Consider the following 23,792-nt stretch of genomic DNA (forward strand, 5'->3'; position numbering starts at 1 on the left):
GTTCTATCCCTGTTTCGAGCGCGCAATAACCTCGCCCGCTGCAAACGGCAAGACGTCAGCCTGCGGATAAAGCCTTTCCAGCGCAGAACCGATCATTTCGAGCCCCAGTCTCGCGCCCTCGCGCGACAGCGGCAGGTGCCGCCCTGTCGTCCGCGACGCCTTGCGCTCAATGAAGAAACAGGTCGAGCCGCGCGGGGCCGCATCCTTCATCAGCGCCAGATCCGACGCGATCAGCCTCTTCAGGTCGTCGGCCTCGGCCGGCGCTGTGGAACTCTTCGCCAGGATGCGCGCCCAGTAGGTGCAGGAAAGGAAGATCGCCAGCGTCTGGCGGATCTGGCCCGGCCGCGTCACCACCGACCAGGACGAGCCGAGCGGCTTCGCGGCCACCGTCACGTCGCGGTAGCAGGCATCGATCTTCTGCGACAGGGCGATCAGCTCGAAGCCGCTACTGCCCTCACCGATCGCGTTCAGCAGGTCCTCCAGCGCCTGGAACCAGCGGGCAAGTGCAGCATCGAGCGCACCCCGCGTGCGCGCCGGAAAGACGAGGAAGGCGACCGCCGTTCCGGCCACCGCGCCGATCACGGTCTCGCCGATGCGCAGCTGCAGCAGGTCGAGCGTTAGCACCCCGGTCATGCCGTAGACCAGGCAGAGCACGATCGAGATGAAAAAGGTCATCGTCGCATAGGAGACCTGCAGGAAATAGAAGGCGAGGAAGATGCAGATGACCGCAACCGGAATGGCGATTGCCAGCTGCCCCGAAATCAGCGTCGCCAACAGGAGCCCGATGGCGATCCCGAACACCGTGCCGAGCGAACGCGACAGCGCCTTCATCGCCGTGTCGCCGCGCGAATTGGTATTGGTGAAGACGAGGAAGGCGGCCAGCACCGCCCAGAACCAGCGCTCGCGCGACAGAAGCAGGCCGAAGCCCATGGCGATCGCCGAAGCGAGCGTGATCTGCAGCGCCGAACGCAGCAGCGGATTGGCAAAGGAAAAGTCGATCTTTTCAGGCTGCGCAGTGTCCCTGACGGCATCGATGCCGGCAAAGCCGGAGACCTGCCCCTCGCCAATCGCCTGCGTTAGCTGCTGCCGCGCCTCGCCGAGCCAGAGAAGCGCCCGCACAGTTTCGCCCTGCGGCTCGTCCTTGATGGCTTCCGCCATGGCGCTATAGGGTGCAAGTTCGGCTGCATCCGCCTCGATCACCGCATGGACGAGTGCGAAGGGCGGCGGGCTCTGGAAGCTCAGCACGATCGCGCTCTCAGCAGCAAGATGCGCGTCGAAGAGCCGGATTGCCAGCTCTGCGGCGGGATCGGCGGTGGCATCGAAAACCCCGCCGGCCGGGCGTGGAATGAAGGTTTCGGCCATCAGTACCACTTCCTTCAGCCGGTCTTCCAACTGACGCAGCTCCTGCCTGTCGGCTTCGCCGATCTCGGCGCCACCGGCAAGGGCGGCGAGCTTGAAGAGGATCTGATTGATCCGGCCGCGCACGCTTTCGAGCGACCGCAGCAGGTCGCGCCGCCAATCGTCCGGCAGGAGCACGGCTCTCACCAGATGCCCGAAGAGCACCGAAACGACGGGGCCGATCGCCACATCAGGCAGCTCGGCAAGAGAAGGCCGGAAATAAGACCCCATGAAATAGGAGGTGAAGGCGAACATGCCGATCGCAAAACCGCGCGGCCCGAACACGCGGCCCGCCGATGCGAGCGCGATCACCACCAGGAAGACGAGATCGGAGAGAAAGCGGTGATCTTCGAGGCCCGCCGCGATGGCGACAACGCCAAGGCTTGCGGCACAACCGAAGAGCCGCGTCACCAGTTGTCGCGCATTGCCCTTGTCGCGAACCGCCACCCCGCCCTCGATCGACAGCACGATGCCAAGGCCGAAAGCCGCCGTCGGCAAAGGCAGGATGAACATCTGGATGGCGAGGAGGACTAAAAAGGAGAAAGCGATCGTCAGCGTCACCCGCGAGGCCATCCGCAGGCGCGATAGCGCCGGATCGTTGGCAAGCAGCCAGTCGCGGAACTGAAAACCGGAAAACAAGTGCAAGAGCCCCTCATGCTGCCCAGGGATCGACAGATACCGCCGCAAGAGCGGAAATCAAACCACCCGAGATCGAATCCAGATGCTCTCGAATGTCGCGCGCCTATTGGCCCTTGGCAATCAGCGCCATCGTTGCCTTCAGGGAATCGCGCGCCTGCGTTTCGATATTTTCGGTGACGATATCGTCGATGACGGTTTTGCCGCCCTCTTCGACCACTTGGAAATGAACAGTCGTATAATCCTTGGCGTCAGCAGCGTCCGAGCAGGCGGATTTCTTGAAGCGCACGGTCACCTCGGCCACGCCGTCGACCACAGGCGCTGCCGCCATCGTCAGATCCTCCAGCGGGCAGGCATCCTGGCCGTTGACGATGACGTCGTAGTCGAAGGGCGAAATGCCGTCATCGTCGATGGCGGGAAACTGAGCCGCCGCCTGGTATTTCGCGACGAAATCGCGGCTGTAGAGATGGTCGAGCCGGCTCGCATCGAAGATGTCGGTCCAGTCGCTGTTATTGTCGGCCCAATTGCTCCTGGTCGCCTCCATGATCTCCTTCACGGGAGCGATGATATCGGCGGCATGGCCGGTGCCGGAAAAGGCGATAAGGCATGCGATAACAACGGCGATTGTCTTCATGGTCGAATGTCCGGGGCGGCAGATCGTGGCGGACACTAACCAAATTCCAGCACTTGGCAATGGCGGCAAAAACGCATTCTGAAACCCGTTGCAGCTTTGCGTTCCCGGTTCACAATGCTATAGCGCTCCTCATCACATCACCCACCCGGGACCCCCGTCCCCATTCAAGCTCGAACGAGGCAGATACATGAACAAGATCAAGGTCGCAAATCCCGTCGCCGATCTCGACGGCGATGAAATGACGCGCATCATCTGGCAGCTCATCAAGGATAAGCTGATCCATCCGTATCTTGACCTCGACATCGACTATTTCGACCTCTCGGTCGAAAACCGCGACGCCACCAACGACCAGGTCACCGTCGACGCCGCCAACGCCATCAAGAAATACGGCGTCGGCATCAAGTGCGCGACGATCACGCCGGATGAAGACCGCGTCAAGGAATTCAATCTCAAGCAGATGTGGAAGAGCCCGAACGGCACGATCCGCAACATTCTCGGCGGCGTCATCTTCCGCGAGCCGATCATTTGCCAGAACGTGCCGCGCCTCGTTCCCGGCTGGACCAAGCCGATCGTTGTCGGTCGTCATGCCTTCGGCGACCAGTACCGTGCCACCGACTTCCGCTTCCCCGGCAAGGGCAAGCTGACGATCAAGTTCGTCGGTGAAGACGGCACGGTTATCGAGAAGGACGTCTTCGACGCCCCCGGCTCCGGCGTTGCCATGGCCATGTACAATCTCGACGAGTCGATCCGCGAATTCGCCCGCGCCTCAATGATGTACGGCCTGATGCGTAAGTGGCCGGTTTATCTGTCGACCAAGAACACCATCCTCAAGGCCTATGACGGTCGCTTCAAGGACATCTTCGAAGAGGTGTACCAGACCGAATTCAAGGATCAGTTCAAGGAAGCCGGCATCACTTACGAACACCGCCTGATCGACGACATGGTCGCCTCGGCGCTGAAGTGGTCGGGCGGCTATGTCTGGGCCTGCAAGAATTATGACGGCGACGTCCAGTCCGACACCGTAGCCCAGGGCTTCGGCTCGCTCGGCCTGATGACCTCGGTTCTCTTGACGCCCGACGGCAAGACGGTCGAAGCCGAAGCCGCCCACGGCACGGTGACGCGTCACTATCGCCAGCACCAGAAGGGCCAGGAAACTTCGACGAACTCGATCGCCTCGATCTTCGCCTGGACCCGTGGCCTGGCGCACCGCGCCAAGCTCGACGACAATGCCGAGCTCGCCCGCTTCTCCTCGACGCTGGAAAAGGTCTGCGTCGACACCGTCGAATCCGGCTTCATGACCAAGGACCTGGCGCTGCTGATCGGCCCCGACCAGCCGTGGCTGTCGACCACCGCCTTCCTCGACAAGATCGACGAGAACCTGCAGAAGGCCATGGCGTAAGCCGGTCTTTTCGGTATAGCATTGAAACGGCGGGGCTTTCCCCGCCGTTTTCATTTGCGAGGATGAACCGATGACGGCAACCGTGCGCCCGCTCGAAGCCTCTGACCGTGCCGCCTGGGAACCTTTATGGGCTGCCTATCAGCACTTCTATGAAGTGGTCATCCCGCCTGAAACCACCGATCTCACCTGGGCTCGCTTCCACGACCCTGACGAACCGATGCATGCGCTCGGCGCCTTCGACGAAGACGGCCGCCTCGTCGGCATCGTCCATGCCATCTTTCACCGTTCCTGCTGGCTGCCGCAATGGACCTGCTATCTGCAGGATCTTTATGTCGAGAGCAGCCAGCGCGGGCTCGGCACCGGTGCTGCACTCATCGACGCCGTCGCAGATCTCGCGCGCGGAAACGGCGCAGGCAGGCTCTATTGGATGACGCACGAGGCCAACGCGACGGCGCGCCGGCTCTATGACAGCATCGCCGAGCGCTCCGGCTTCATCCAGTATCGCAAGGCGCTCTGACTGCTGGCGAAATTTGACATCAAGGGTTGATAAGTGTTGATTCTCGAAGGGGTGGTTCCGCAAACATAGGAACAACAGGAGGATCTCATGACCGAAGAACTGGTATTCTATACCAACCCGATGTCGCGCGGCCGCATCGCGCGCTGGATGCTGGAAGAGATCGGCCAGCCCTACCGCACCGAATACCTGACCTTCGGCGAGACGATGAAGGCGCCGGAATATCTCTCCGTCAATCCGATGGGCAAAGTGCCGGCGATCCGCCACGGCGATACCGTCGTTACCGAATGCGCGGCGATCTGCGCCTATCTCGCCGAAACCTTTCCCGACAAGGCGCTGGCGCCGAGGCCGGAAGAGCGCGCGGATTACTACCGCTGGATGTTCTTTGCCGCCGGTCCGCTCGAATCGGCGGTGACCATGAAGGCTCTCGGCTTCGAAATTCCGCAGGAACGCCTGCGCATGGCCGGCTGCGGCGGCTTCGGCGACGTGATGAACACACTCGAGAAAGCCGTCTCCGGTTCGACCTACGTCACCGGCGAGCGCTTCACCGCCGCCGACGTCTATGTCGGCTCCCATATCGCCTGGGGCCTCGGCTTCGGCTCCATCGAGAAGCGCCAAGCCTTCATCGACTATTTCGGCCGCATCAACGAGCGCGAGGCCTACAAGCGGGCGAACGCCCTCGATGACGAAGCCATCAAGACCATGCAGGCCGCTTGAGAGCTCGGGGACGCGGCAGATCCGCCGCCCCCCCAAATAGCGACCTCAGACGAGCGGCATATGAATATCCGTCAGAAGCTCGGTCGGCGACACCTCGCGCGGGTTGTTGAGGTATTCCTCGAACATCACCCTGTCCTTCAACTGCCGGCCGGATTTCGGCAGCCATTCGGCAAAGAGCCACTGATAGGACTTCGGCATATTAGCATAGGGACCCTTGTGGCGCAGCACCGCATAATCGCCGCCGTCGATGGTGCGCCGCTCGAACGGCGCCTCGACCGGCACGTCGGAAGCGCCGGTGACGCAGGCGATCGAGCGCAGCTTTTCTTCAGGCACGATGTCGGGATCGTCGAGATAGACGCCGATCATCCGCATGTCGGGCCTGGCGAGGCCGCGAGCATAAAGCGTGCCGAACAGCGTCTCGAAGGCCCTGTCGATATGCATGTAGGAGCCGGTATGGGCAACGCCGATCAGCTCGATCGGTCCGATCTCGCGTATGGTAACGTCTAACATTGCTTTGGTCTTTCCGTTGGGTGAGGGTTCAAAGGCTGTATGGCTTCCCTCTTTCCGGTAGCGCGCCGGCGGCATGCCGTAGACCGACTTGAAGATACGATTGAAGGATTGGAGATTGGGGTAGCCTGATCGCTTCGCAATTTCACTGACGGCAAGTTCCGTGCGGACGATCTCGCCAGCCGCGTGATGCAGCCTGAGCCGCTTGACGGTGGCCGCCAGCGTCTCGCCGTAAATCGCCCGGTAGATCCTGTGCCAGTGATAGCTCGACATGCAGGCGATTTCGGCAAGGCGTTCCATATCCAGCTCCTCGTCGAGGTGGTCGTGAATATAGGCCGAAACCCGTCTCAGACGGTTTTCATAAAGTGCCCATGCCGTTTCGCCATTCATCTCGGAACCTCGTGCAATCGATCGGCTTGAGAGAACCATATCCCGATTTGACAAATCCTGCTGACTTGCCCTCGGCAGTGAGCCGATGAAATGAGAAAGGCGGAAGCCAAGCCTCCGCCTTTTCGAAACGCATTGATTAGCCGGCTAATCAGCCGGCGAGTGCTACGGCAACGGCCTCGATCGCCTCGTCGGCCTTCGACCCATCGGGACCGCCGGCCTGGGCCATGTCGGGGCGGCCGCCGCCGCCCTTGCCGCCGAGGGCGGCAGAGGCGATGCGGACGAGATCGACGGCGCTGTAGCGTTGCACCAGATCCGGTGTCACCGCCACAACAGCACTTGCCTTGCCGTCGTCGGAAACGCCGACGAGGGCAACGACGCCCGAGCCGATGCTGGTCTTGCCGTCATCGGCCAGTCCCTTCAAATCCTTGGGATCGACACCCGAAATCGCCTTGCCGAGGAACTTGACGCCAGCAACTTCGCGCACGGCATCGACCGAGCCGCCCTGCCCGCCGCCCATGGCGAGTTTGCGCTTGGCGTCAGCCAATTCCTTTTCGAGCTTGCGGCGCTCGTCCATCAGCGCTTCAACACGTGACAGCACTTCGCCCGGCTGCACCTTCAGCGAGGCGGCCAGTGTCTTCACGCGTTCGTCCTGTTCGGCCAGATATTCGCGCGCCGATTCGCCGGTGACGGCCTCGATGCGGCGAACGCCGGCGCCGACGGCACTTTCACCGAGAACACGGATCAGGCCGATCTGGCCTGTGGCCCCGACATGCGTGCCGCCGCAGAGTTCGATCGAATAGGCCTTGCCGGCCTTGGCGCCGCGCACACCCTCACCCATCGCCACGACCCGGACTTCATCGCCGTATTTTTCGCCGAACAGCGCCATCGCGCCTTCGGCGATCGCATCGTCGACGCTCATCAGCCTAGTTGTAACCGGCGAATTCTGCAGCACGATCTCGTTTGCCATGTCCTCGACGATCTTCAGCTCCTCGGCCGACATCGGCTTCGGATGCGAAACGTCGAAACGCAGGCGCTCGGGCGCAACCAGCGAACCCTTCTGCGCCACATGGGTGCCGAGCACTTCGCGCAAAGCCTCGTGTAGCAGGTGGGTCGCTGAGTGATTGGCGCGCAGCCGCGAACGGCGAGCATGATCGACCGTCAGCACGACTGCATCGCCATCCTTGAACACGCCGTCGATGACAGTACCCTGATGCACGAACAGGCCTTCGCCCCTCTTCTGCGTATCTGAAATCTCGATCTTGCCGTGGTCGGACGAGATTACGCCGGTATCGCCCATCTGGCCACCGGATTCGCCGTAGAATGGCGTCTGGCTGACGACGATCTGCACCTTGTCGCCGGCCTTGGCCGCGGTCGAAACCGCGCCCTCTTTGACGATCGCCTGCACGACGCCTTCAGCCGTTTCGGTGTCGTAGCCGAGGAATTCGGTCGCACCGTGTTTTTCCTTGAGCTCGAACCAGATGGTTTCCGTCGCCTTCTCGCCGGAACCGGCCCAGTGCGAGCGGGCTTCGGCCTTCTGGCGCTGCATCGCATCGGTGAAACCGGAGATGTCGACGCCGATCTCACGGGCACGCAGTGCATCCTGCGTCAGATCGAGCGGGAAGCCGTAGGTGTCGTAGAGCTTGAAGGCGGTCTCACCATCCAGCATATCGCCCTTGGAAAGATTCGTCGTCGCGTCTGACAGAAGCGACAGGCCGCGTTCCAGCGTCTTGCGGAAACGGTTTTCCTCCAGCTTCAGCGTTTCCGAGATCAGCGCCTCGGCGCGCACCAGTTCCGGATAGGCGCGGCCCATCTGCTGCACCAGCGTCGGCAGCAGCTTGTAGACCAGCGGTTCCTTGGCGCCGAGCAGTTGTGCATGGCGCATGGCGCGGCGCATGATGCGGCGCAGCACATAACCGCGGCCCTCATTCGACGGAAGCACGCCGTCGGCGATCAGGAAGGCTGAGGAGCGCAGATGGTCGGCAATGACGCGGTGGCTGGCGCTGCCTTCCGCCTTGACGCCCATCGTGTCCTCGATGGTGCCGATCAGCGTGCGGAAGAGATCGGTGTCAAATACGCTCTGAACGCCCTGCAGAACGGCGGCCATGCGCTCCAGGCCCATGCCGGTATCGATCGATGGGCGCGGGAGCGGCGAACGCTCGCCGGGTGCGGTCTGCTCGAACTGCATGAAGACCAGGTTCCAGAATTCCAGGAACCGGTCGCCATCTTCCTCCGGGGAGCCCGGAGGACCGCCCCAAACATTCTCACCCTGATCGATGAAGATTTCCGAGCACGGGCCGCAGGGGCCGGTATCGCCCATCTGCCAGAAATTGTCGGAGGTTGGAATGCGGATGATCTTATCGTCGGAAAAGCCAGCGATCTTCTTCCACAGCGTCGCAGCTTCTTCGTCCTCGGAATAGACGGTCACCAGCAGGCGGTTCTTCGGAAGGTCGAAGCCCTCGGTGACGAGCTTCCAGGCAAGCTCGATCGCATTCTCCTTGAAATAGTCGCCGAAGGAGAAGTTGCCGAGCATCTCGAAGAAGGTCAGGTGGCGTGCAGTATAGCCGACATTGTCGAGATCGTTGTGCTTGCCGCCGGCTCGCACGCATTTCTGCGAAGTCGTCGCCGTCGAATAGGGACGCTTTTCGAGGCCGGTGAAGACGTTCTTGAACTGCACCATGCCGGCATTGGTGAACATCAGCGTCGGGTCGTTGCGCGGCACGAGCGGGCTCGACGGAACGATCTCATGGCCGTTCTTCTTGAAATAGTCGAGGAAGGTCGACCGGATATCGTTCACGCCGCTCATGCTATGCCCTTCAATGCTGCCGGAGGCAGGTAAATACAAATCCATCGGCTTTTAACGTTCGCCCCCGCCACTGTCCAGCAGACAAACAAAACCGACCGCATTCTCATCAGGAATGCGGCCGGTTGGAACTGTCCGATGAGTTTAAGCGCGAAAATTACATTTCCGCGGAGGCATCGCCATCGCCGTCATCGGGCTCCGGTCCGCCATTCTGCAGGAAGCGGTCGGCGATCAGGCCGGCATTCTGGCGCAGCGACAGTTCGATCTCGCGGGCGAGGTCCGGATTATCGCGCAGGAAGGTCTTGGCGTTTTCGCGGCCCTGGCCGAGGCGCTGGCTGTTATAGGAGAACCAGGCGCCCGACTTTTCGACGATACCGGCCTTGACGCCGAGATCGACCAGTTCGCCGGTCTTGGAAACACCCTCACCATACATGATGTCGAACTCGACCTGCTTGAAGGGCGGCGCCATCTTGTTCTTGACGACCTTGACGCGGGTCTGGTTGCCGATCACCTCTTCGCGCTCCTTGACCGCGCCGATGCGGCGGATGTCGAGGCGCACGGAGGCGTAGAATTTCAGCGCATTGCCGCCCGTCGTCGTTTCCGGCGAGCCGAACATGACGCCGATCTTCATGCGGATCTGGTTGATGAAGATCACCATGGTGTTCGACTTCGAGATCGAAGCGGTGAGCTTGCGCAGCGCCTGGCTCATCAGTCGTGCCTGCAGGCCGGGAAGGCTGTCGCCCATCTCGCCTTCGATTTCGGCACGCGGCGTCAGGGCAGCGACCGAGTCAACGACCAGAACGTCGACGGCGCCGGAGCGCACCAGCGTATCGGTGATTTCGAGCGCCTGCTCGCCGGTATCGGGCTGCGAGATCAAAAGGTTCTGCAGGTCGACGCCAAGCTTGCGGGCATAGACGGGATCGAGCGCATGTTCGGCATCGACGAAGGCGCAGATGCCACCCTTCTTCTGCGCTTCGGCAATCGTCTGCAATGCAAGCGTCGTCTTGCCGGAGCTCTCCGGCCCGTAGATTTCGACGATGCGGCCCCTCGGCAGGCCACCAACGCCGAGTGCAATATCGAGGCCAAGCGAGCCGGTCGAGATCGTCTCGATCTCGACAACATTCTCGTTGGAGCCGAGTTTCATGATCGAGCCCTTGCCGAACGACCGCTCTATCTGTGAGAGTGCCGCTTCAAGCGCCTTGCTTTTGTCCACCGATTTGTCCTCTACCAGCCGCAATGAATTCTGAGACATCCGATCCACCTTTAGGTTATTGAAGCCGCTCTAGCAATGTCGAGTTTGTACCCTATTTGTTCCATTTTCGCAATAGGCGATCAAATAATTGAAAGAAAAAGGTAAAACGACCCGTGTTCTGTATTTGTTTTATCGATGGAAAGCAACGACTTAGGTTTGAAGTGCTGGCACGAGCGGCGCAAGGCGCATCGCATCGATTCGCCTTTCGGGCATCGGGAGAGCGGCTCGGATGAAGAAAAAGATTCTTGTTCTCGGCGGCGCCCATATCGATCGGCGTGGCCGCATCTCCGGCGAGACGGCGCCTGGCGCCAGCAATCCCGGCACCTGGTTCGAGGAGCCGGGCGGCGGTGGCTTCAATGCGGCGCGCAACCTGGCAAGGCTCGGTTTTCAGGTGACGATGATCTCGCCGCGCGGCGGCGATCCGATGGGCGAGACGGTCGGAGAAGCTGCCGATTTTGCCGGCATCGACGACCGGCCCTTCGTCTTCCTCGACCGCAAGACGCCGAGCTATACGGCAATCATCGAGAAGGACGGCAATCTGGTGATCGCCCTTGCCGACATGGATCTTTACCGCTTCTTCGTGCCACGGCGTCTCTCCATCCGCTGGGTGCGGGAGGCCTTCGCCGCCCATGACTTCATCCTTTTTGACGCCAACCTGCCGGAAGAGACGATCGCGGCGATCGTCGCGAAGGCGCACTCGCTAGGCAAGCCCATCGCGGCAATCGCCATCTCGCCGGCCAAGGTCGTCAGGCTGAAACCCTGCATCGGGGATATCGACTACCTGTTCCTGAATGAGGCAGAAGCTGCCGCCCTTGCCGGTGAGCGGCCGGAAGGGGCTGCAGGCTGGCCGCCGTTGCTGAACGAGATCGGCATCAGGAACGCCGTCGTCACCCGCGGCCGGCGCGAGCTCGTCGCGCTTTGCGACGGCCGCGCCGTGACGCTACAGCCGCCGATTGCCGACATCGTCGCCGATGTCACGGGTGCCGGCGATTCCCTTGCAGCCGGCACGCTCGCCGCATTGATATCAGGCCTGCCGCTCGAAGAAGCCGTCCGCCACGGCACTGCGGCCGCCATACTGACCGTGCAGTCGCGGCACGCCGTCAACGAAAATCTGACGCCCGATCTCCTGAATGAGGCGCTTGCCCTTGTCCCCAAGGTCAGAATTCTGCATTGAAGCGGCGAATTAAATAGTTGAGCATGATGTCGACCGAAAACCGCTCACCCTTTTCGGCATCATGCTCTGTCGATCACAGGACAAGACCATGACCAAGCCCATCTCCCCTCTTCTGCCGATCGCCTATTCGAAGGAAGTCGCCAGCGCCAAGCAGCGCGGCGCGCCGCTGGTGGCGCTGGAATCCACGATCATCACCCACGGCATGCCTTATCCCGGCAATATCGAGATGGCCCGCAGCGTCGAGGCGATCATCCGCGAACAGGGTGCGGTGCCGGCAACGATCGCCGTCATTCACGGCACGCTGCATATCGGCCTTGAAGCCGCGGAGCTGGAACAGTTGGCCAAGGCCACTGAAGTCATGAAGGTGTCGCGCGCCGATCTCGCCTTCGCCATCGCCGAGCGCCGCACCGGCGCCACCACGGTTGCGGCGACGATGATCGCGGCGGCGCGCGCCGGCATCCGCGTCTTTGCCACAGGCGGCATCGGCGGTGTGCATCGCGGCGCCGAGGAAAGCTTCGATATATCAGCCGATCTCGAGGAACTCGCGCGCACCGGCGTCATCGTCGTCTGCGCCGGCGCCAAGGCGATCCTCGACATTCCGAAGACGCTGGAAGTGCTGGAAACCCGCGGCGTGCCTGTCGTCACTTATGAGAGCGAGGAATTCCCCGCCTTCTGGTCGCGCTCCTCGGGCATCCGCAGCCCGCTGTCGCTGAACAGCCCGGCCGCCATCGCCAACTTCCAGACGGTGCGCGAACAACTCGGCGTCGACGGCGGCATGCTCGTCGCCAACCCCGTGCCTGAGGCCGACGAAATCGCGCGCGAGGAAATGGAAATCTATATCGAGCGGGCGCTCGACAGCGCCGAGCGCGACGAAGTCACCGGCAAGGCGGTCACACCCTATCTTCTGTCGACCATCTTCGACCTGACGGATGGCCAAAGCCTCAAGACCAATATCGCGCTCGTTGAAAACAATGCGCGGCTTGCCGCTGAGATTGCGGTGGCGCTGGGTGAATGAGGGGTGACGGGGCTGGGCCAGCATGGCCTTCAAAACGGTCGCGCCGTGTAAGCCCCCCTCTGCCCTGTGTCCAGCCGATAGATGGGTAACAGATTGAACCGGATAGATGGGTTACAGTTCTCCCCCTTGTAAACCAGTGTCCGCCCCTGCGCCGGCTGGTCGGGGTTGCAGGGCGCTGGGGCGGACAAGCCGCTTGGTCTTCTTGTCGATGATGCCGAGCGGATGGGCATGGAAGCGTAGCGTCCAGATGCCCGCTTCACTCTCCTCGATCGCCACGACCTCGCCGGCCAGCGCTGCTGCGACATAGACGAGGTCACCGTTCCATTTGATCTCGCCATTGGAGCGCACCCGGCGCACCGCCGCCTCGGCCGGATAGTCCGGTTCAGGCAGGCGGTCGGGCAGGCGCCGCAGTGATGGTCGGTAATGATCAGCAGGCACGTCCATAGCGAGCGCCTCGTGTGGACGCTCGGCGTTGTAATTCTGGCGAAATGCGTCAAAGACCGCCTGCTGCGCGGCATGGTCGACCTCCGGCGCCATGGCCAGCGGCAGCATCGTCAGATGGAAGCGTTCGTGGCGGCCGTTCTGCTGCGGTTTGCCCGGCTGGATGCGCTCCAGGCCGATGCCGAGCTTGATGAACCGTACAGCAAGCGTCGTCAGCCCGGTGACGCCGATCGCCGCGAAGGGCGAACCGTTGTCGCTGCGAAAGCGCTCCGGCAGTCCGTGCTCGGCAAACAGCCGCTCGAACACCGGCCAGGCCTCTACCTCGGCCGGCGTCGCGCAGGCTTCCAGCGCCAGCAGAAAGCGGCTCGCCGTATCCATCACCGTCAGTGGCTCGCAGCGCCGCCCATCGCGGGTCCTGAACCAGCCCTTGTAATCGGCGCTCCACACCGCATTGGGCCCGTTGGCCGGCGCGAACGGGCCGCAACCAGCCGCCCGCCAGCGATGCCGCCGGCGCCCGACCAGCCCGTGTCGCTTCAGGATCTCGCCTATCGTCGAGGCCGCCGGCCAGCAAAGCTGCGGCGCCGACCGCTTCAGCCGCGCCAGCACCTTCTTCGGCCCCCACTGCGGATTCGCCTCCTTCTCCGCCACGATCCGCGCCACCAGCTCCGCCGCCGTTGCCCGCCCGTGCTCAAGCGGCGCCCGCGGCAGGTCGATAAGCCCCGCAGGGCCGAGCGCCCGATACCGCTCCAACCATTTGTAGCCCGTCTTGCGCGATATCCCGTAGGCCGCACACAGCGCCGTCATCGTCTCCTCGCCCGCAAGACATTCCCCAACAAAGCGCAGCCGCTCGTCCATGATGCCAGTCTCTCTCCAAACCATCGCCGGGCCCTCCCGGCTGCTAGAGAACTGTCACCTATGTAAACGGTCCGTTCTGTTACCTATCTATCCGGGTCGGACACCTGCCGGGCATCTCCCCCACAGATGGGGAGATGACAAGCGGCGAGACCTTCGCATCACATCAACGTTTCGCCGAGCTGCAATGGATACTTGGCTAGGGAAGCCGGTGCGCCCAGCCGATCTCCCCACCCGTGGGGGAGATGCCCGGCAGGGCAGAAGGGGCTTGCACGGCACAGCTTCCCCGACAACCATCCCTTCCCTCACCCGTCCAGCGTCTCCTTGACGACGACAGCAAGCTGTTTCAGCGAAAACGGCTTCGGCAGGAAGCCAAATTTCGCTTCCGGCGGCAGGTTGCGGGCAAAGGCATCTTCGGCATAACCCGAGACGAATATGAACTTCATGTCGGGATAGGTCTTGCGCAGCTCGCGCAGCAGCGTCGGGCCGTCCATTTCGGGCATGACGACGTCGGAGACGACGATGTCGACCTTGCCGTCGAGTTCTTCCAAGATAGCCAGCGCCTCGACGCCCGAGCCCGCCTCGTGGACGGTGTAGCCGCGCGTTTCCAGCATGCGCTTGCCGCCGCGGCGCACCGCCTCCTCGTCTTCGACGAGAAGGATGACGGCCGATCCCGTCAGGTCCTCGGGCTGCTGCGGCGATACCGGCAGCGGCACCACTTCGGCTCCGGCGATGGCGCCGTCGATCGAACCCGCTTCGGCCGCAACCGCCGGCTCCGGGATGTGGCGCGGCAGGAAGACGCGGAAGGTCGTGCCCTTGCCGACTTCGGATTCCGGCTGGATGTAGCCGCCCGACTGTTTGACGATGCCATAGACCATGGCGAGGCCAAGACCGGTGCCCTTGCCGACATCCTTGGTGGTGAAGAACGGCTCGAAGATCTTGTCCATGATTTCAGGTGCGATGCCTGTGCCGTTATCCGCAACCTCGACCAGCACCATGTCCTCGGCCGGCATGTAGGAGTAATTGAAGGCCGAGACCTCGGCAGCGGTCAGGTTTCGGGTGCGCAATGTCAGCGTGCCACCCTCTGGCATCGCGTCGCGCGCATTGACGCAGAGATTGATCAGCACCTGCTCGAACTGCGAAAGGTCTGTTTTGACAGGCCAGAGGTCGCGGCCATATTGCACGTCGAGCTTGACATTGGTGCCTGATAGCAGCCGATCGACCAGCATACGCAGGTCGCCGACGACATCGGTGAGGTTCAGCACCGAGGGCCGCATCGTCTGCTTGCGTGAGAAGGCGAGCAGCTGGCGCACCAGCACTGCGGCGCGGTTGGCGTTGCGCTTGATCTCTATCAGATCGGCGAAGCTGGCATCGGCCGGCCGCGCCTGCAGCAGCAGATGGTCGGAGGAAAGCAGGATAGCCGTCAGCACGTTGTTGAAATCATGCGCGATGCCACCGGCGAGCGTTCCGACCGCATTCATCTTCTGCGTCTGCGCCATCTGCGCTTCCAGCGCCTTCTGCTCGGTCACCTCGACGGCATAGACGATCGCCGCTTCCTCGGGCGCCTCGTCGCTCTGGTCGATGACGGCATTGACATAGAAGCGGAAATAGCGCGCCTCGTCGGTCGGTGTGCGGGTGTCGAGCGGCGCGATGTCGCCCTGCCGATCCTTGGCCGCCGCCAGCGCCGCGGCCAGCTGTGGCCGGTCGCTTTCCTGCACGATGGTTTCAAGATGCGGCGCCTTTTCGAGATCGTCGCGAGAGACGACGCCGGAGAACATCTTCAGGAACGGCGCATTGGTTCGCAAGATGCGCCCGTTGCCGTCGACCGAGGCGATCGCCATCGGCGTATTGTTGAAGAAGCGGGTGAAGCGCATGGCGGCGGCCGAAGCGGACTGGCCGCCGGCATCGCCCTTTTCACGCGCCAGCACGATCGTCCGGCTTTCGCCGGGTGCGCCGTCGCGCATCGAGGTGACGCTGTGGACGATCTGTACCGGCAGGCTCTGGCCGTTGCTCTTGCGCAGGTCGAGATCGAGCGTCACGGTCTTCTTCAGGCCCGGTTCGGCCTGCACCGACTGGATCAGCGCCAGTCCCTCGCCCGCCACGACGTCGCCGATCGTCATCGAGCCCGGCACGAACTTGGTGAGGTCGAGGCCCAGCCATTCGGCAAGCGTCGCATTCAGGTAGAAGATCTCGCCCTTCCTGCCGGCGGAAAAGAAGCCGGCCGGCGCGTGGTCGAGATAATCGATCGCGTTCTGCAATTCCTTGAAGAAGCGCTCCTGGTCGTCGCGCTCCGTGGTGATGTCGGTGATCTGCCAGATCTGCAGCGGCTGGCCGCCGTTTTCCTCCGGCTGCAGCAGCCGCGCCTTCAGCCGGTACCAATGCGCGCCGGAGCTGTTGCTGCCAGGCCCGACGGCGCGCAGCAGGCGAAATTCCTCCCGGCCTTCCTTGCCCTCGCGCAGGCCGTTGACCAGCCGGTAGAGCGCCTCGTTGGATTCGCGGTGGCGCGACAGCAGCGTTTCCAGCGTCTGCACCTCGGTCGCCTTGCGCGCGCCGGTCAGCGCGCCATAGGCGGCATTGGCATAGATGATCCGGCCTTTTTCGTCGGTGATCAGCGTACCGTCGGGATGGCTGTTGAGGAAGGCGCGCGCCAGGCTGTCGGACTGGCGCTGCGGCATCACCTCGATGAAGCCGATGACCGAGGACACCAGGAAGAAGATGCCGACCATGGCGAGCACGCCGAGGCCGCCAAGCACGACCTCGTTGTCGAGCGATTTTTTGAAGAAGACGAAGGCGCCGGCAGCCGCAATCAGCACGAGCGCCAGCAGAAGAATGCGCAAGACCGTGCCAGAACGCCCCCCACGATCCACAAGCGGTGCGTTATAGTCGTCGGCCTGACGCGGTTTCGTCATATATTCCTCACATAAACCCTACCGCTTCGTAGCACGAACACGAAGCAGGAATCAGGCACTCTTTCCTTCTTAGCAATTTGCCGCGTCGGCAAAAACACCGCTGGCCGGCAAGACTGCTTGAATTCACAGGCAACAGCGCCATCTGCCCCAGAAACCCAAAGCTGCCGCCTGTGTGTGAGGTCGCCGAGTGCCTGGCAGCGGAACACGAAATCGCGTTCTCCCGTGACTGGACAGTATCGGCGGCCCTTGCCTAAGGAACGGAAAAGTCGTCAATATGTGCCGAATGCGAAATGGAGTGAGTGACTATGTTGGATGATGTTGTCGGAGCTTATGGCAGCCGTTTCCTGCTTGCCGCCGGTGGCGTCGGTCTGGCGCTTCTCCTGCTCATCATCGTGCTCTGGGTGATCCGCAGCCGGGCGCCCTCGCCCTTCGTGCGCGGCGGCCGCAACCGGCAGCCCCGGCTGCAGGTGCTGGATGCCGCAGCCGTCGATGCCCGTCGCCGGCTGGTGCTGGTGCGCCGCGACGACGTCGAACACCTGATCATGATCGGCGGCCCGAGCGATATCGTCATCGAAAGCCGTATCCTGCCCGCAGCGGCCGAACAGCCGGAAAGCGTCAGCGGCACGCAGCAGCCCGCCGAGCAGCGTCCGATATCGGTCGCGCGGCCGGAAACACCGCCGGTCTCTCCACCACGCCCGCCGGTCGCAGCCCGTGTCGAGCCGGCCGCCGAGCCCACTTTCTCTGCGCCGGTTTCGCCAGAGCCGCGCCCGCGCCCAGAACCACCGGCCCAACCGCCGTCTCAGCCTGCCGTGGCACCGCCGGTGGTCACGAGCCCTCTTCCGGCAGAGCCCGTGACAGCTCCGCTGTCGGCCGAACGCGACAATCCTCTGCGCGCCGTCCCGCCCCAGCCGCGCCCGCAGGAGCGTCCCGCCGCTCCCCCAGCCGCGCAGCCCGCACCGTTTCACGATGCCTCAAGTGCCGCCGAGATCCTCGATGCCGCCCGCCAGCGCGTGCTGCCGCAGCAGCGCATCGAACCCGAGGTCTCCGCCCCGCCTGTCCGGGACATGCCGGCGGCCGCGCGCGCCGCACCAGGTAGCGCCGAAGACGAGGCGGCTGCGCAGTCGGCAGCGGCGATCCGTCATGATTTCCAGCGGGTGCTGGAAGAGGAAATGTCGAACAATCTGACGGCCGAACGCATCGTGCCGGCGCCGGCAAACCAGGCGCCTCGCCAAGCGGTGTCGCAGCCGGCCAACCTGCCACGCCGTGATCCCGAGCTTGCCCCGATCACCGGCGCCGATACCGAGCTGCAGAAGGAAGTCGCCCGCATCTTCGGCGAAATGAGTGTCAATCGCGACAAGTGATGTCGGATTGCTAGAGCGCCCCTCCTTCATCACTAAGTTGCATAAAAGCCGCATTGCCCTGGCTTTCAGCACCCCGAACGGGCTTGGGGGCTCCCTTTCATGCCGATCATTTGTTATCCCTAGGGTTGAAGAGCGTCGGCGCATTCGAGGTTGCACTTTGCCTAAGTAAATACCGGTCTCACTCCAGTTTCACCCGTACTGCCGCAGAGCGATACGCTGGCGGCATGCGAACATGTTCATCGGGTGGTGGCGAGAGACCGGTTTGGCATTGTTACAATGTGCCATGTGCAGCTCCGCTGTCTCAGCTCTTCAGCCGCCCACAACATCGCCACACCGCGCCCGCAAGGGGTTTTCTCATGCACCATCTTGGTGGACTTCCGAACGGAAGACCAAGACGGTATGTGCAATACGCTTCGGGTCCGATGGACCATTATTCCCAAGACAGCTCCCCAGCCTTGGATTGCATGCGGCGGATGCGGAGGCCTGAGAGCCTTCCAATCCAGCGGCAAGATCCGGCTCAACGCCAACGGTCGCAAGCTCGACGCTTGGCTTATCTACAAATGCCTGACCTGCGAAAGGACATGGAACCGGCCAATCATCGAGCGCCGCAATGTTCGCGACATCGATCCTGCCGTCCTTGACGCGTTACAATCCAACGATCCCGACTGGATCCGGGCAGAAACCTTCAACCTCGAGGCTCTCCGGCACAAGTCGCAGCGTGTGGACGAGTTTGCTGAATTTGAAATCGCAAAGGAGATTCACCAGAAAACTGCAGATTGGACGAGATTGGCAATCGAACTGATGGTCCCGTTTCCAACCAGCACACGGCTTGACCGTCTGCTGGCCTCCGAGTTGAAAGTTTCGCGCTCGCGGCTGCAGGCTCTTCATAATCAAGGCATGGTTCTGACAAATCCTCACCCAGCAGACGTGATGCGGCGGCGAATCAAGAATGGCACCCTTATCGTGATCGACCTCGCCATGCAGGCCGATCGAGAGCAATCGTGGAAACCTCTGGCATCAGGAGATCCGCTGTAATCGCGGAAATCCGCGGCCACAACGGCTCGATCCTGGGCCTTTGTGGCTTGTTATCCAACACACCGGGATAAGGATAAACGAAAAAGCGCCACGATCAGATCGCGGCGCCTATTCTGCTTTCATGCCCGCATGAAAACTCTCATTCGTCGCGATAGACCTTTTCGCGGCGTTCGTGACGCTCCTGCGCCTCGATCGACAGTGTCGCGATCGGGCGGGCATCGAGACGCTTGAGGCCGATCGGTTCGCCGGTTTCCTCGCAATAGCCGTAGGTGCCGTCGTCGATGCGCTGCATTGCCGCGTCGATCTTCGAAATCAGCTTTCTCTGCCGATCACGGGCGCGAAGTTCGATCGCCCGATCTGTTTCCGACGACGCCCGGTCGGCGAGGTCGGGATGGTTTGCGCTTTCCTCGGCCAGATGGTCGAGTGTCTCACGCGCTTCTCTAAGGATATCATTTCTCCATGCAACCAGCTTGGCCCTGAAATAGGCGCGCTGGTTTACGTTCATGAACTCTTCCTCTTCCGAGGGAACGTAATTGCTAAGATCGATCTTCTCACTCAACGCGATTCTCCTGAAGAACATCTCATCTGGCCGGGTGTATATCCCAAGCGCTAGTCGCGATTCAAGCCAAATACGACAGGTAAACAGATTTTTAAATCTGTTACAATTTTCGGCTAACGATCTATTTTGTCATGGTTATTCCGGCCGCCGTTTTTTGCTTCGCCTTCAAAACGCCGTGTTGTCAGCCAGGTTTTAGGGAGTTGCGGCCTGACTGGCGATTGACGGCGGCCAATTACAACCGCTACTGAAAAGACCCGCCCGATCCTGGATTTGCCCATGACCGTACCCGTGCCTCCGCCCAACCGCATCTATCTCCTGCGTCATGCCGAGGCCGGCTGGGCCGAATCCGGACAGCGCGATTTCGACCGGCCGCTCAATGAAAAGGGCTTCGGCGATGCTGAGATCATCGCCGATAAGGCCGCCGACAAAGGCTACCGTCCCGATCTTCTGATCAGTTCGACGGCGCTGCGCTGCCGCGATACCGCCGATGCGGTCTACCGGGCGATAGGCCTCACGCTTGAGGTTCGTTATGTCGACGCGCTCTACAACGCCACGGTCGACACCTATCTCGAGATCATCGATGCGCAGGACGAATCTGCCGTTATGCTGGTCGGCCACAATCCGACCATGGAGCAGACGCTGGAGGCGCTGATCGGCCATGAGGCGATGGCAAGCGCCCTTCCCGGCGGCTTCCCGACGGCAGGCCTTGCCGTTGTCGATTACGACGCTTCGGGCGCCGTCTGGCGCCTTATCGATTTCGTGGTCGTCTGAAGACTTTCGCGCCGCTTCTTTTGCAGGCGGGGCGCCCTCCCTATATTGCGGGCAGTCACCAACCGGAATTGCGCCTTGCCGCCACGCCTGACATCTTTTGCCGATGACGCCCGCATCGCCTTCGACAATCTCGCCGATCGGGCGAGCGGGATCGTCAATCCGACCGTGCGGCTCGGCGTTACCGGCCTCTCCCGCTCCGGCAAGACGGTCTTCATCTCCTCGCTGGTCCACAATCTCCTACATGGCGGCCGACTGCCGCTGTTCGAGCCGGTCCAATCCGGCCGCGTCTCGGCGGTGCGGCTGGAACCACAACCGGACGATGCCGTGCCGCGCTTCCAGTACGAGGACCATATCCGCGCACTGGTGAAGGACCGTATCTGGCCGGATTCGACCCGCGCCATATCAGAATTGCGCATCACGCTGGATTATCAGAGCGCCAGCGGCTGGAACCGGTTGTTTTCGCCCGGCCGCTTGTCGATCGATATCGTCGATTATCCCGGCGAATGGCTGCTCGACCTGCCGCTGCTCGGCAAGGATTATCGCACGTTCAGCGAGGAAACGTTGGCACTTGCCGAAACGGGCGTCCGCTCCGAACTGTCGCGCCCATGGCTGGCGCTGACGCGCGCCACTGACATCCATGCCGGCGCCGACGAGATGATCGCCCGCGACCTCGCCACCGCTTTTGCCGATTATCTCAAAGCCTGCAAGGCCGACGAACGCTCGCTTTCCACCCTGCCGCCTGGCCGCCTGCTCCTGCCCGGCGATCTCGACGGGTCGCCGGCGTTGACCTTTGCGCCGCTGGCTCTGCCGCCGGACGGGCGTCCCGGCCGCGGCTCGCTCTGGACGATGATGGAGCGGCGCTACGAGGCTTACAAATCGGTCGTCGTCAAACCTTTCTTCCGTGAGCATTTCGCCCGGCTTGATCGCCAGATTGTCCTCGTCGATGCGCTGCAGGCGATGAACCGCGGCCCCGAAGCAGTGCAGGATCTGGAACGCGCGTTGACCGATGTGCTCGCCTGTTTCCGCCCCGGCACCAATTCGCTGCTCTCCTCCCTGCTCGGGCGCCGCATCGACCGCGTGCTGGTCGCCGCCACCAAAGCCGATCATCTCCATCATGAAAGCCACGACCGGCTCGATGCGCTGACCCGCCGCCTGGTGGATCGCGCCATCGACCGCATCGGCATGGCTGGCGCCGGCATCGACGTCATGGCACTTGCTTCCGTGCGCGCCACCCGCGAGGCGACCGTCAAACGTGACGGCCATGAACTTCCGGTCATCGTCGGCACGCCGATAGAGGGCGAAACCATCGCCGGCGAACGCTTCGACGGCCAGAGAAAGACCGCGATCTTCCCCGGTGACCTGCCGGAGGATCCGGAAAGCCTGTTCGACCGCATCGCCTCGGGCGAGACCGGCCTGCAGCTGCCCGATGTTAACGTCGTCAGGTTCCGCCCGCCGCATCTCGAAGAAACCGGCGGCGGCATCAAGCTGTCGGTGCCGCATATCCGCCTCGACCGCGCCATGCAGTTCCTGTTCGGAGACCGTCTCGCATGAGCAAGCCCCCGTCCGATCCGCCGCGCCGCGCACCCGCCGCCTTCATCTATGAGGACGAAGCCACCGAGCGGCGTGACAACGGCCGGCAAGGAGGTGAGCGGCGCAAGCCGGAAAGCTTCTCCGAGAATGTCGTCGTGACGCCGGATGAGGACGATCCCTTCCTCAATCCCGACAAGGATCTGAGCGCGGTCCCCGTTGCAGCGCCGCGCAAGCGGCGGACCTCCTTCGGCAAGATCGCCGCCGGCGCCTTCGGCATCCTGCTGTCGCTCGCCATCGGCCTCTGGACCGATAGCCTGATCCGCGATCTCTTCACCCGCGCCGACTGGTTAGGCTATGCGGCCCTTGCCGTGCTCGCGGTAGGCATCCTCGCCGTGCTGGCCCTCGTCATCCGCGAAACATCAGGCATGATGCGCCTTGCCGCCGTCCAGACGATCAGGGCCGAGGCAGACGCGGCGATGCTCGAAACCCGACCAGTGAAGGCGCGTGCCGTCGTCGCACGCCTTACCACGCTCCTTTCCGCCAATCCTGAGACATCGAAGGGCCGCGCGACGCTGAAGGCGACCGAAGGCGAGGTCATAGATCCCCCGCATCTGATTGCGCTTGCCGAACGCGAACTGCTCGCTCCGCTCGACCGCAAGGCCCGCGCCCTGATCGTCAACGCCTCGAAGCGCGTCTCGATCGTCACCGCCGTCAGCCCGCGCGCCGTGGTCGACCTGCTCTACGTGCTCTACGAGGCCGTGCGCCTCATCCGTGCCATGGCCGAGCTTTACGGCGGCCGGCCCGGCACGCTCGGCATGTTCCGTCTGTTGCGTGACGTGTTGGCGCATCTGGCCGTCACGGGCTCGATCGCCGTTGGCGACAGCCTCGTCCAGCAGGTGCTCGGCCACGGGCTGGCCTCGAAGCTCTCGGCACGACTGGGCGAAGGCGTCATCAACGGCCTGATGACCGCCCGCATTGGAATCGCGGCGATGGATCTCTGCCGCCCGCTCGCCTTCCGCGCCCTGAAGCGGCCGGGAATCGGTGATTTCATCGGCGATCTCACCCCATCCATGTCGCCGCGCGGCAACAATCCTTGAACGAAGCAGCGATTCCGCAGTTTTCGCTTGCCGTAGCGTAATGCCGGAGAAATTTCAGCAGATTCAAGGCTCTAGTGACGGGATTTTAAAACCATCACCGCGCGAAAACCCTGTACTACCTTGCATTTCGGCACAATCGAAAGGAAGGATTAACCATTCTTCGGCAAAACTTGCAGCCAGTTCGTGAGTGGTGTTTGCCAAGGAAAATCCATGTATTCGCGCAAGTTTCTCATCGTATGCGGCCTGGCCGCCGCGGCATTGTCTCCCGTCGCAGATGTCGCACCGGCAGCCACCGCTGCAACCCGTGACAAGGCCTTCTTCGATTCCGTCGCCGGCTCCTGGAAGGGGCCTGGTGAAATCGTCGCCGGCAAGTACAAGGGCACGAAATTCACCTGCAACCTGATCGGTGAGCCCACCGGCGACAGCAGCGCCGGCATCAAGCTCGACGGCACCTGCCGCGTCGGCGTCTTCAAGCAGCCGATGACCGCCGTCATCTCTCAGTCGGGCTCGAGCTACAAGGGCAAATTCCTCGACGGCGCCGCCGGCAAGGGCCTTGACGTCGTCTCCGGCGCCGTCAGCGAGGATACCGTCGTCGTCGGCATCAACCGCGCCAAGCTGAATGGTGCGATGATTGCCCGCGTGCGCGATGACAAGACGATGAACGTCACCGTTTCGGTCAAGGTCGAAAGCCAGATGATCCCGGTGATCGGCCTGACGCTGACCCGCCAGGTCGACGAGATGGCCGTGGGTTCCATCCAGTAGACAAATCGCACAGCGGATTTTCCTGAAGCGGCGGGGTTC

19 protein-coding genes are annotated in these 23,792 nt (G+C 62.5%); 11 read left to right on the forward strand and 8 right to left on the reverse strand.

Translation table 11 applies throughout. The features are described 5' to 3' along the window. Positions 1 to 3: 3 nt before the first annotated feature. Positions 4 to 2,043, reverse strand: coding sequence for an FUSC family protein (locus AC25BC_RS10780; protein WP_012757651.1), 2,040 nt, complete (start codon positions 2,041 to 2,043; stop codon positions 4 to 6). Between the two features lie 97 nt (positions 2,044 to 2,140). Then, positions 2,141 to 2,668: a hypothetical protein gene (locus AC25BC_RS10785; RefSeq protein WP_012757652.1), complete on the reverse strand. Its 528-nt coding sequence runs from the start codon at positions 2,666 to 2,668 to the stop codon at positions 2,141 to 2,143. A 187-nt stretch (positions 2,669 to 2,855) separates the two neighbouring features. Between AC25BC_RS10785 and AC25BC_RS10790 the strand changes: the two genes are divergently transcribed. The 3 genes from AC25BC_RS10790 (at position 2,856) to AC25BC_RS10800 (ending at position 5,298) form a co-directional block, all read left to right on the forward strand. After that, the gene (locus tag AC25BC_RS10790) at positions 2,856 to 4,067 is read left to right on the forward strand and encodes an NADP-dependent isocitrate dehydrogenase (protein ID WP_012757653.1); all 1,212 of its coding nucleotides are present in this window, start codon (positions 2,856 to 2,858) and stop codon (positions 4,065 to 4,067) included. A gap of 70 nt (positions 4,068 to 4,137) precedes the next feature. Continuing rightward, positions 4,138 to 4,584 (forward strand): GNAT family N-acetyltransferase, encoded by a 447-nt coding sequence (locus AC25BC_RS10795; RefSeq protein ID WP_012757654.1) that lies wholly within the window; start codon positions 4,138 to 4,140, stop codon positions 4,582 to 4,584. 87 nt (positions 4,585 to 4,671) lie between these two features. Further along, positions 4,672 to 5,298 carry a glutathione S-transferase family protein gene (locus AC25BC_RS10800; RefSeq protein WP_012757655.1) on the forward strand — a complete coding sequence of 209 codons (627 nt, stop codon included), beginning with the start codon at positions 4,672 to 4,674 and terminating at the stop codon, positions 5,296 to 5,298. Positions 5,299 to 5,343: 45 nt separating this feature from the next. On the opposite strand, the gene AC25BC_RS10805 is transcribed toward AC25BC_RS10800, so the two are convergent. From AC25BC_RS10805 to recA, 3 genes are all read right to left on the reverse strand, one after another. Beyond that, entirely contained in the window at positions 5,344 to 6,195 is an 852-nt protein-coding gene (locus tag AC25BC_RS10805) for an AraC family transcriptional regulator (RefSeq protein WP_128439323.1), read from the reverse strand. Between the two features lie 148 nt (positions 6,196 to 6,343). Beyond that, a complete protein-coding gene (gene alaS / locus AC25BC_RS10810; protein WP_017994221.1) occupies positions 6,344 to 8,998 on the reverse strand; it encodes an alanine--tRNA ligase in 2,655 nt (884 codons plus the stop codon). 154 nt (positions 8,999 to 9,152) lie between these two features. After that, on the reverse strand, positions 9,153 to 10,247 hold the full coding sequence (gene recA / locus AC25BC_RS10815; protein ID WP_012757658.1) for a recombinase RecA: 1,095 nt from the start codon (positions 10,245 to 10,247) through the stop codon (positions 9,153 to 9,155). A 229-nt stretch (positions 10,248 to 10,476) separates the two neighbouring features. On the opposite strand from recA, the gene AC25BC_RS10820 reads away from it, so the two are divergent. Beyond that, positions 10,477 to 11,421 (forward strand): carbohydrate kinase family protein, encoded by a 945-nt coding sequence (locus AC25BC_RS10820; RefSeq protein WP_012757659.1) that lies wholly within the window; start codon positions 10,477 to 10,479, stop codon positions 11,419 to 11,421. An 88-nt stretch (positions 11,422 to 11,509) separates the two neighbouring features. Next, entirely contained in the window at positions 11,510 to 12,436 is a 927-nt protein-coding gene (locus AC25BC_RS10825; RefSeq protein WP_012757660.1) for a pseudouridine-5'-phosphate glycosidase, read from the forward strand. Between the two features lie 111 nt (positions 12,437 to 12,547). Here AC25BC_RS10825 and AC25BC_RS10830 read toward each other — a convergent pair whose 3' ends face one another. Further along, a complete protein-coding gene (locus tag AC25BC_RS10830) occupies positions 12,548 to 13,756 on the reverse strand; it encodes a helix-turn-helix domain-containing protein (RefSeq protein ID WP_012757661.1) in 1,209 nt (402 codons plus the stop codon). Between the two features lie 278 nt (positions 13,757 to 14,034). Beyond that, positions 14,035 to 16,638 carry a cell cycle histidine kinase CckA gene (gene cckA, locus AC25BC_RS10835; protein ID WP_012757662.1) on the reverse strand — a complete coding sequence of 868 codons (2,604 nt, stop codon included), beginning with the start codon at positions 16,636 to 16,638 and terminating at the stop codon, positions 14,035 to 14,037. A 299-nt stretch (positions 16,639 to 16,937) separates the two neighbouring features. On the opposite strand from cckA, the gene AC25BC_RS10840 reads away from it, so the two are divergent. Then, the gene (locus AC25BC_RS10840) at positions 16,938 to 17,999 is read left to right on the forward strand and encodes a flagellar biosynthetic protein FliO (RefSeq protein ID WP_128440216.1); all 1,062 of its coding nucleotides are present in this window, start codon (positions 16,938 to 16,940) and stop codon (positions 17,997 to 17,999) included. 399 nt (positions 18,000 to 18,398) lie between these two features. Beyond that, positions 18,399 to 19,034 (forward strand): DUF1062 domain-containing protein, encoded by a 636-nt coding sequence (locus tag AC25BC_RS10845; protein WP_012757664.1) that lies wholly within the window; start codon positions 18,399 to 18,401, stop codon positions 19,032 to 19,034. A gap of 139 nt (positions 19,035 to 19,173) precedes the next feature. Here the strand turns inward: AC25BC_RS10845 and dksA are convergent, their stop codons facing one another. Further along, positions 19,174 to 19,593 (reverse strand): RNA polymerase-binding protein DksA, encoded by a 420-nt coding sequence (dksA, locus tag AC25BC_RS10850; RefSeq protein ID WP_003559816.1) that lies wholly within the window; start codon positions 19,591 to 19,593, stop codon positions 19,174 to 19,176. 276 nt (positions 19,594 to 19,869) lie between these two features. Between dksA and AC25BC_RS10855 the strand changes: the two genes are divergently transcribed. The 4 genes from AC25BC_RS10855 (at position 19,870) to AC25BC_RS10870 (ending at position 23,753) form a co-directional block, all read left to right on the forward strand. Then, positions 19,870 to 20,364 carry a SixA phosphatase family protein gene (locus tag AC25BC_RS10855; RefSeq protein WP_012757665.1) on the forward strand — a complete coding sequence of 165 codons (495 nt, stop codon included), beginning with the start codon at positions 19,870 to 19,872 and terminating at the stop codon, positions 20,362 to 20,364. Positions 20,365 to 20,439: 75 nt separating this feature from the next. Continuing rightward, a complete protein-coding gene (locus AC25BC_RS10860) occupies positions 20,440 to 21,915 on the forward strand; it encodes a YcjX family GTP-binding protein (protein ID WP_012757666.1) in 1,476 nt (491 codons plus the stop codon). Beyond that, positions 21,912 to 22,991 carry a YcjF family protein gene (locus tag AC25BC_RS10865; protein ID WP_128440215.1) on the forward strand — a complete coding sequence of 360 codons (1,080 nt, stop codon included), beginning with the start codon at positions 21,912 to 21,914 and terminating at the stop codon, positions 22,989 to 22,991. The genes AC25BC_RS10860 and AC25BC_RS10865 overlap by 4 nt, the downstream gene beginning before the upstream one ends. Positions 22,992 to 23,201: 210 nt before the next feature. Continuing rightward, on the forward strand, positions 23,202 to 23,753 hold the full coding sequence (locus AC25BC_RS10870; RefSeq protein ID WP_003540146.1) for a hypothetical protein: 552 nt from the start codon (positions 23,202 to 23,204) through the stop codon (positions 23,751 to 23,753). The last annotated feature ends 39 nt before the right edge of the window (positions 23,754 to 23,792 follow it).

The sequence above is a fragment of the Rhizobium sp. WSM409 genome (assembly GCF_057653825.1).

What these genes read in the sequence shown, in the direction of transcription:
- alaS (WP_017994221.1), bottom strand. Translation starts at nt 8,998, where the DNA reads ATGAGCGGCGTGAACGATATCCGGTCGACCTTCCTCGACTATTTCAAG.
- AC25BC_RS10830 (WP_012757661.1), bottom strand. Translation starts at nt 13,756, where the DNA reads ATGGTTTGGAGAGAGACTGGCATCATGGACGAGCGGCTGCGCTTTGTT.
- AC25BC_RS10795 (WP_012757654.1), top strand. Translation starts at nt 4,138, where the DNA reads ATGACGGCAACCGTGCGCCCGCTCGAAGCCTCTGACCGTGCCGCCTGG.
- AC25BC_RS10820 (WP_012757659.1), top strand. Translation starts at nt 10,477, where the DNA reads ATGAAGAAAAAGATTCTTGTTCTCGGCGGCGCCCATATCGATCGGCGT.
- AC25BC_RS10865 (WP_128440215.1), top strand. Translation starts at nt 21,912, where the DNA reads ATGAGCAAGCCCCCGTCCGATCCGCCGCGCCGCGCACCCGCCGCCTTC.
- AC25BC_RS10785 (WP_012757652.1), bottom strand. Translation starts at nt 2,668, where the DNA reads ATGAAGACAATCGCCGTTGTTATCGCATGCCTTATCGCCTTTTCCGGC.
- cckA (WP_012757662.1), bottom strand. Translation starts at nt 16,638, where the DNA reads ATGACGAAACCGCGTCAGGCCGACGACTATAACGCACCGCTTGTGGAT.
- AC25BC_RS10845 (WP_012757664.1), top strand. Translation starts at nt 18,399, where the DNA reads ATGTGCAATACGCTTCGGGTCCGATGGACCATTATTCCCAAGACAGCT.
- AC25BC_RS10855 (WP_012757665.1), top strand. Translation starts at nt 19,870, where the DNA reads ATGACCGTACCCGTGCCTCCGCCCAACCGCATCTATCTCCTGCGTCAT.
- AC25BC_RS10790 (WP_012757653.1), top strand. Translation starts at nt 2,856, where the DNA reads ATGAACAAGATCAAGGTCGCAAATCCCGTCGCCGATCTCGACGGCGAT.
- AC25BC_RS10870 (WP_003540146.1), top strand. Translation starts at nt 23,202, where the DNA reads ATGTATTCGCGCAAGTTTCTCATCGTATGCGGCCTGGCCGCCGCGGCA.
- AC25BC_RS10800 (WP_012757655.1), top strand. Translation starts at nt 4,672, where the DNA reads ATGACCGAAGAACTGGTATTCTATACCAACCCGATGTCGCGCGGCCGC.
- AC25BC_RS10805 (WP_128439323.1), bottom strand. Translation starts at nt 6,195, where the DNA reads ATGAATGGCGAAACGGCATGGGCACTTTATGAAAACCGTCTGAGACGG.
- AC25BC_RS10825 (WP_012757660.1), top strand. Translation starts at nt 11,510, where the DNA reads ATGACCAAGCCCATCTCCCCTCTTCTGCCGATCGCCTATTCGAAGGAA.
- recA (WP_012757658.1), bottom strand. Translation starts at nt 10,247, where the DNA reads ATGTCTCAGAATTCATTGCGGCTGGTAGAGGACAAATCGGTGGACAAA.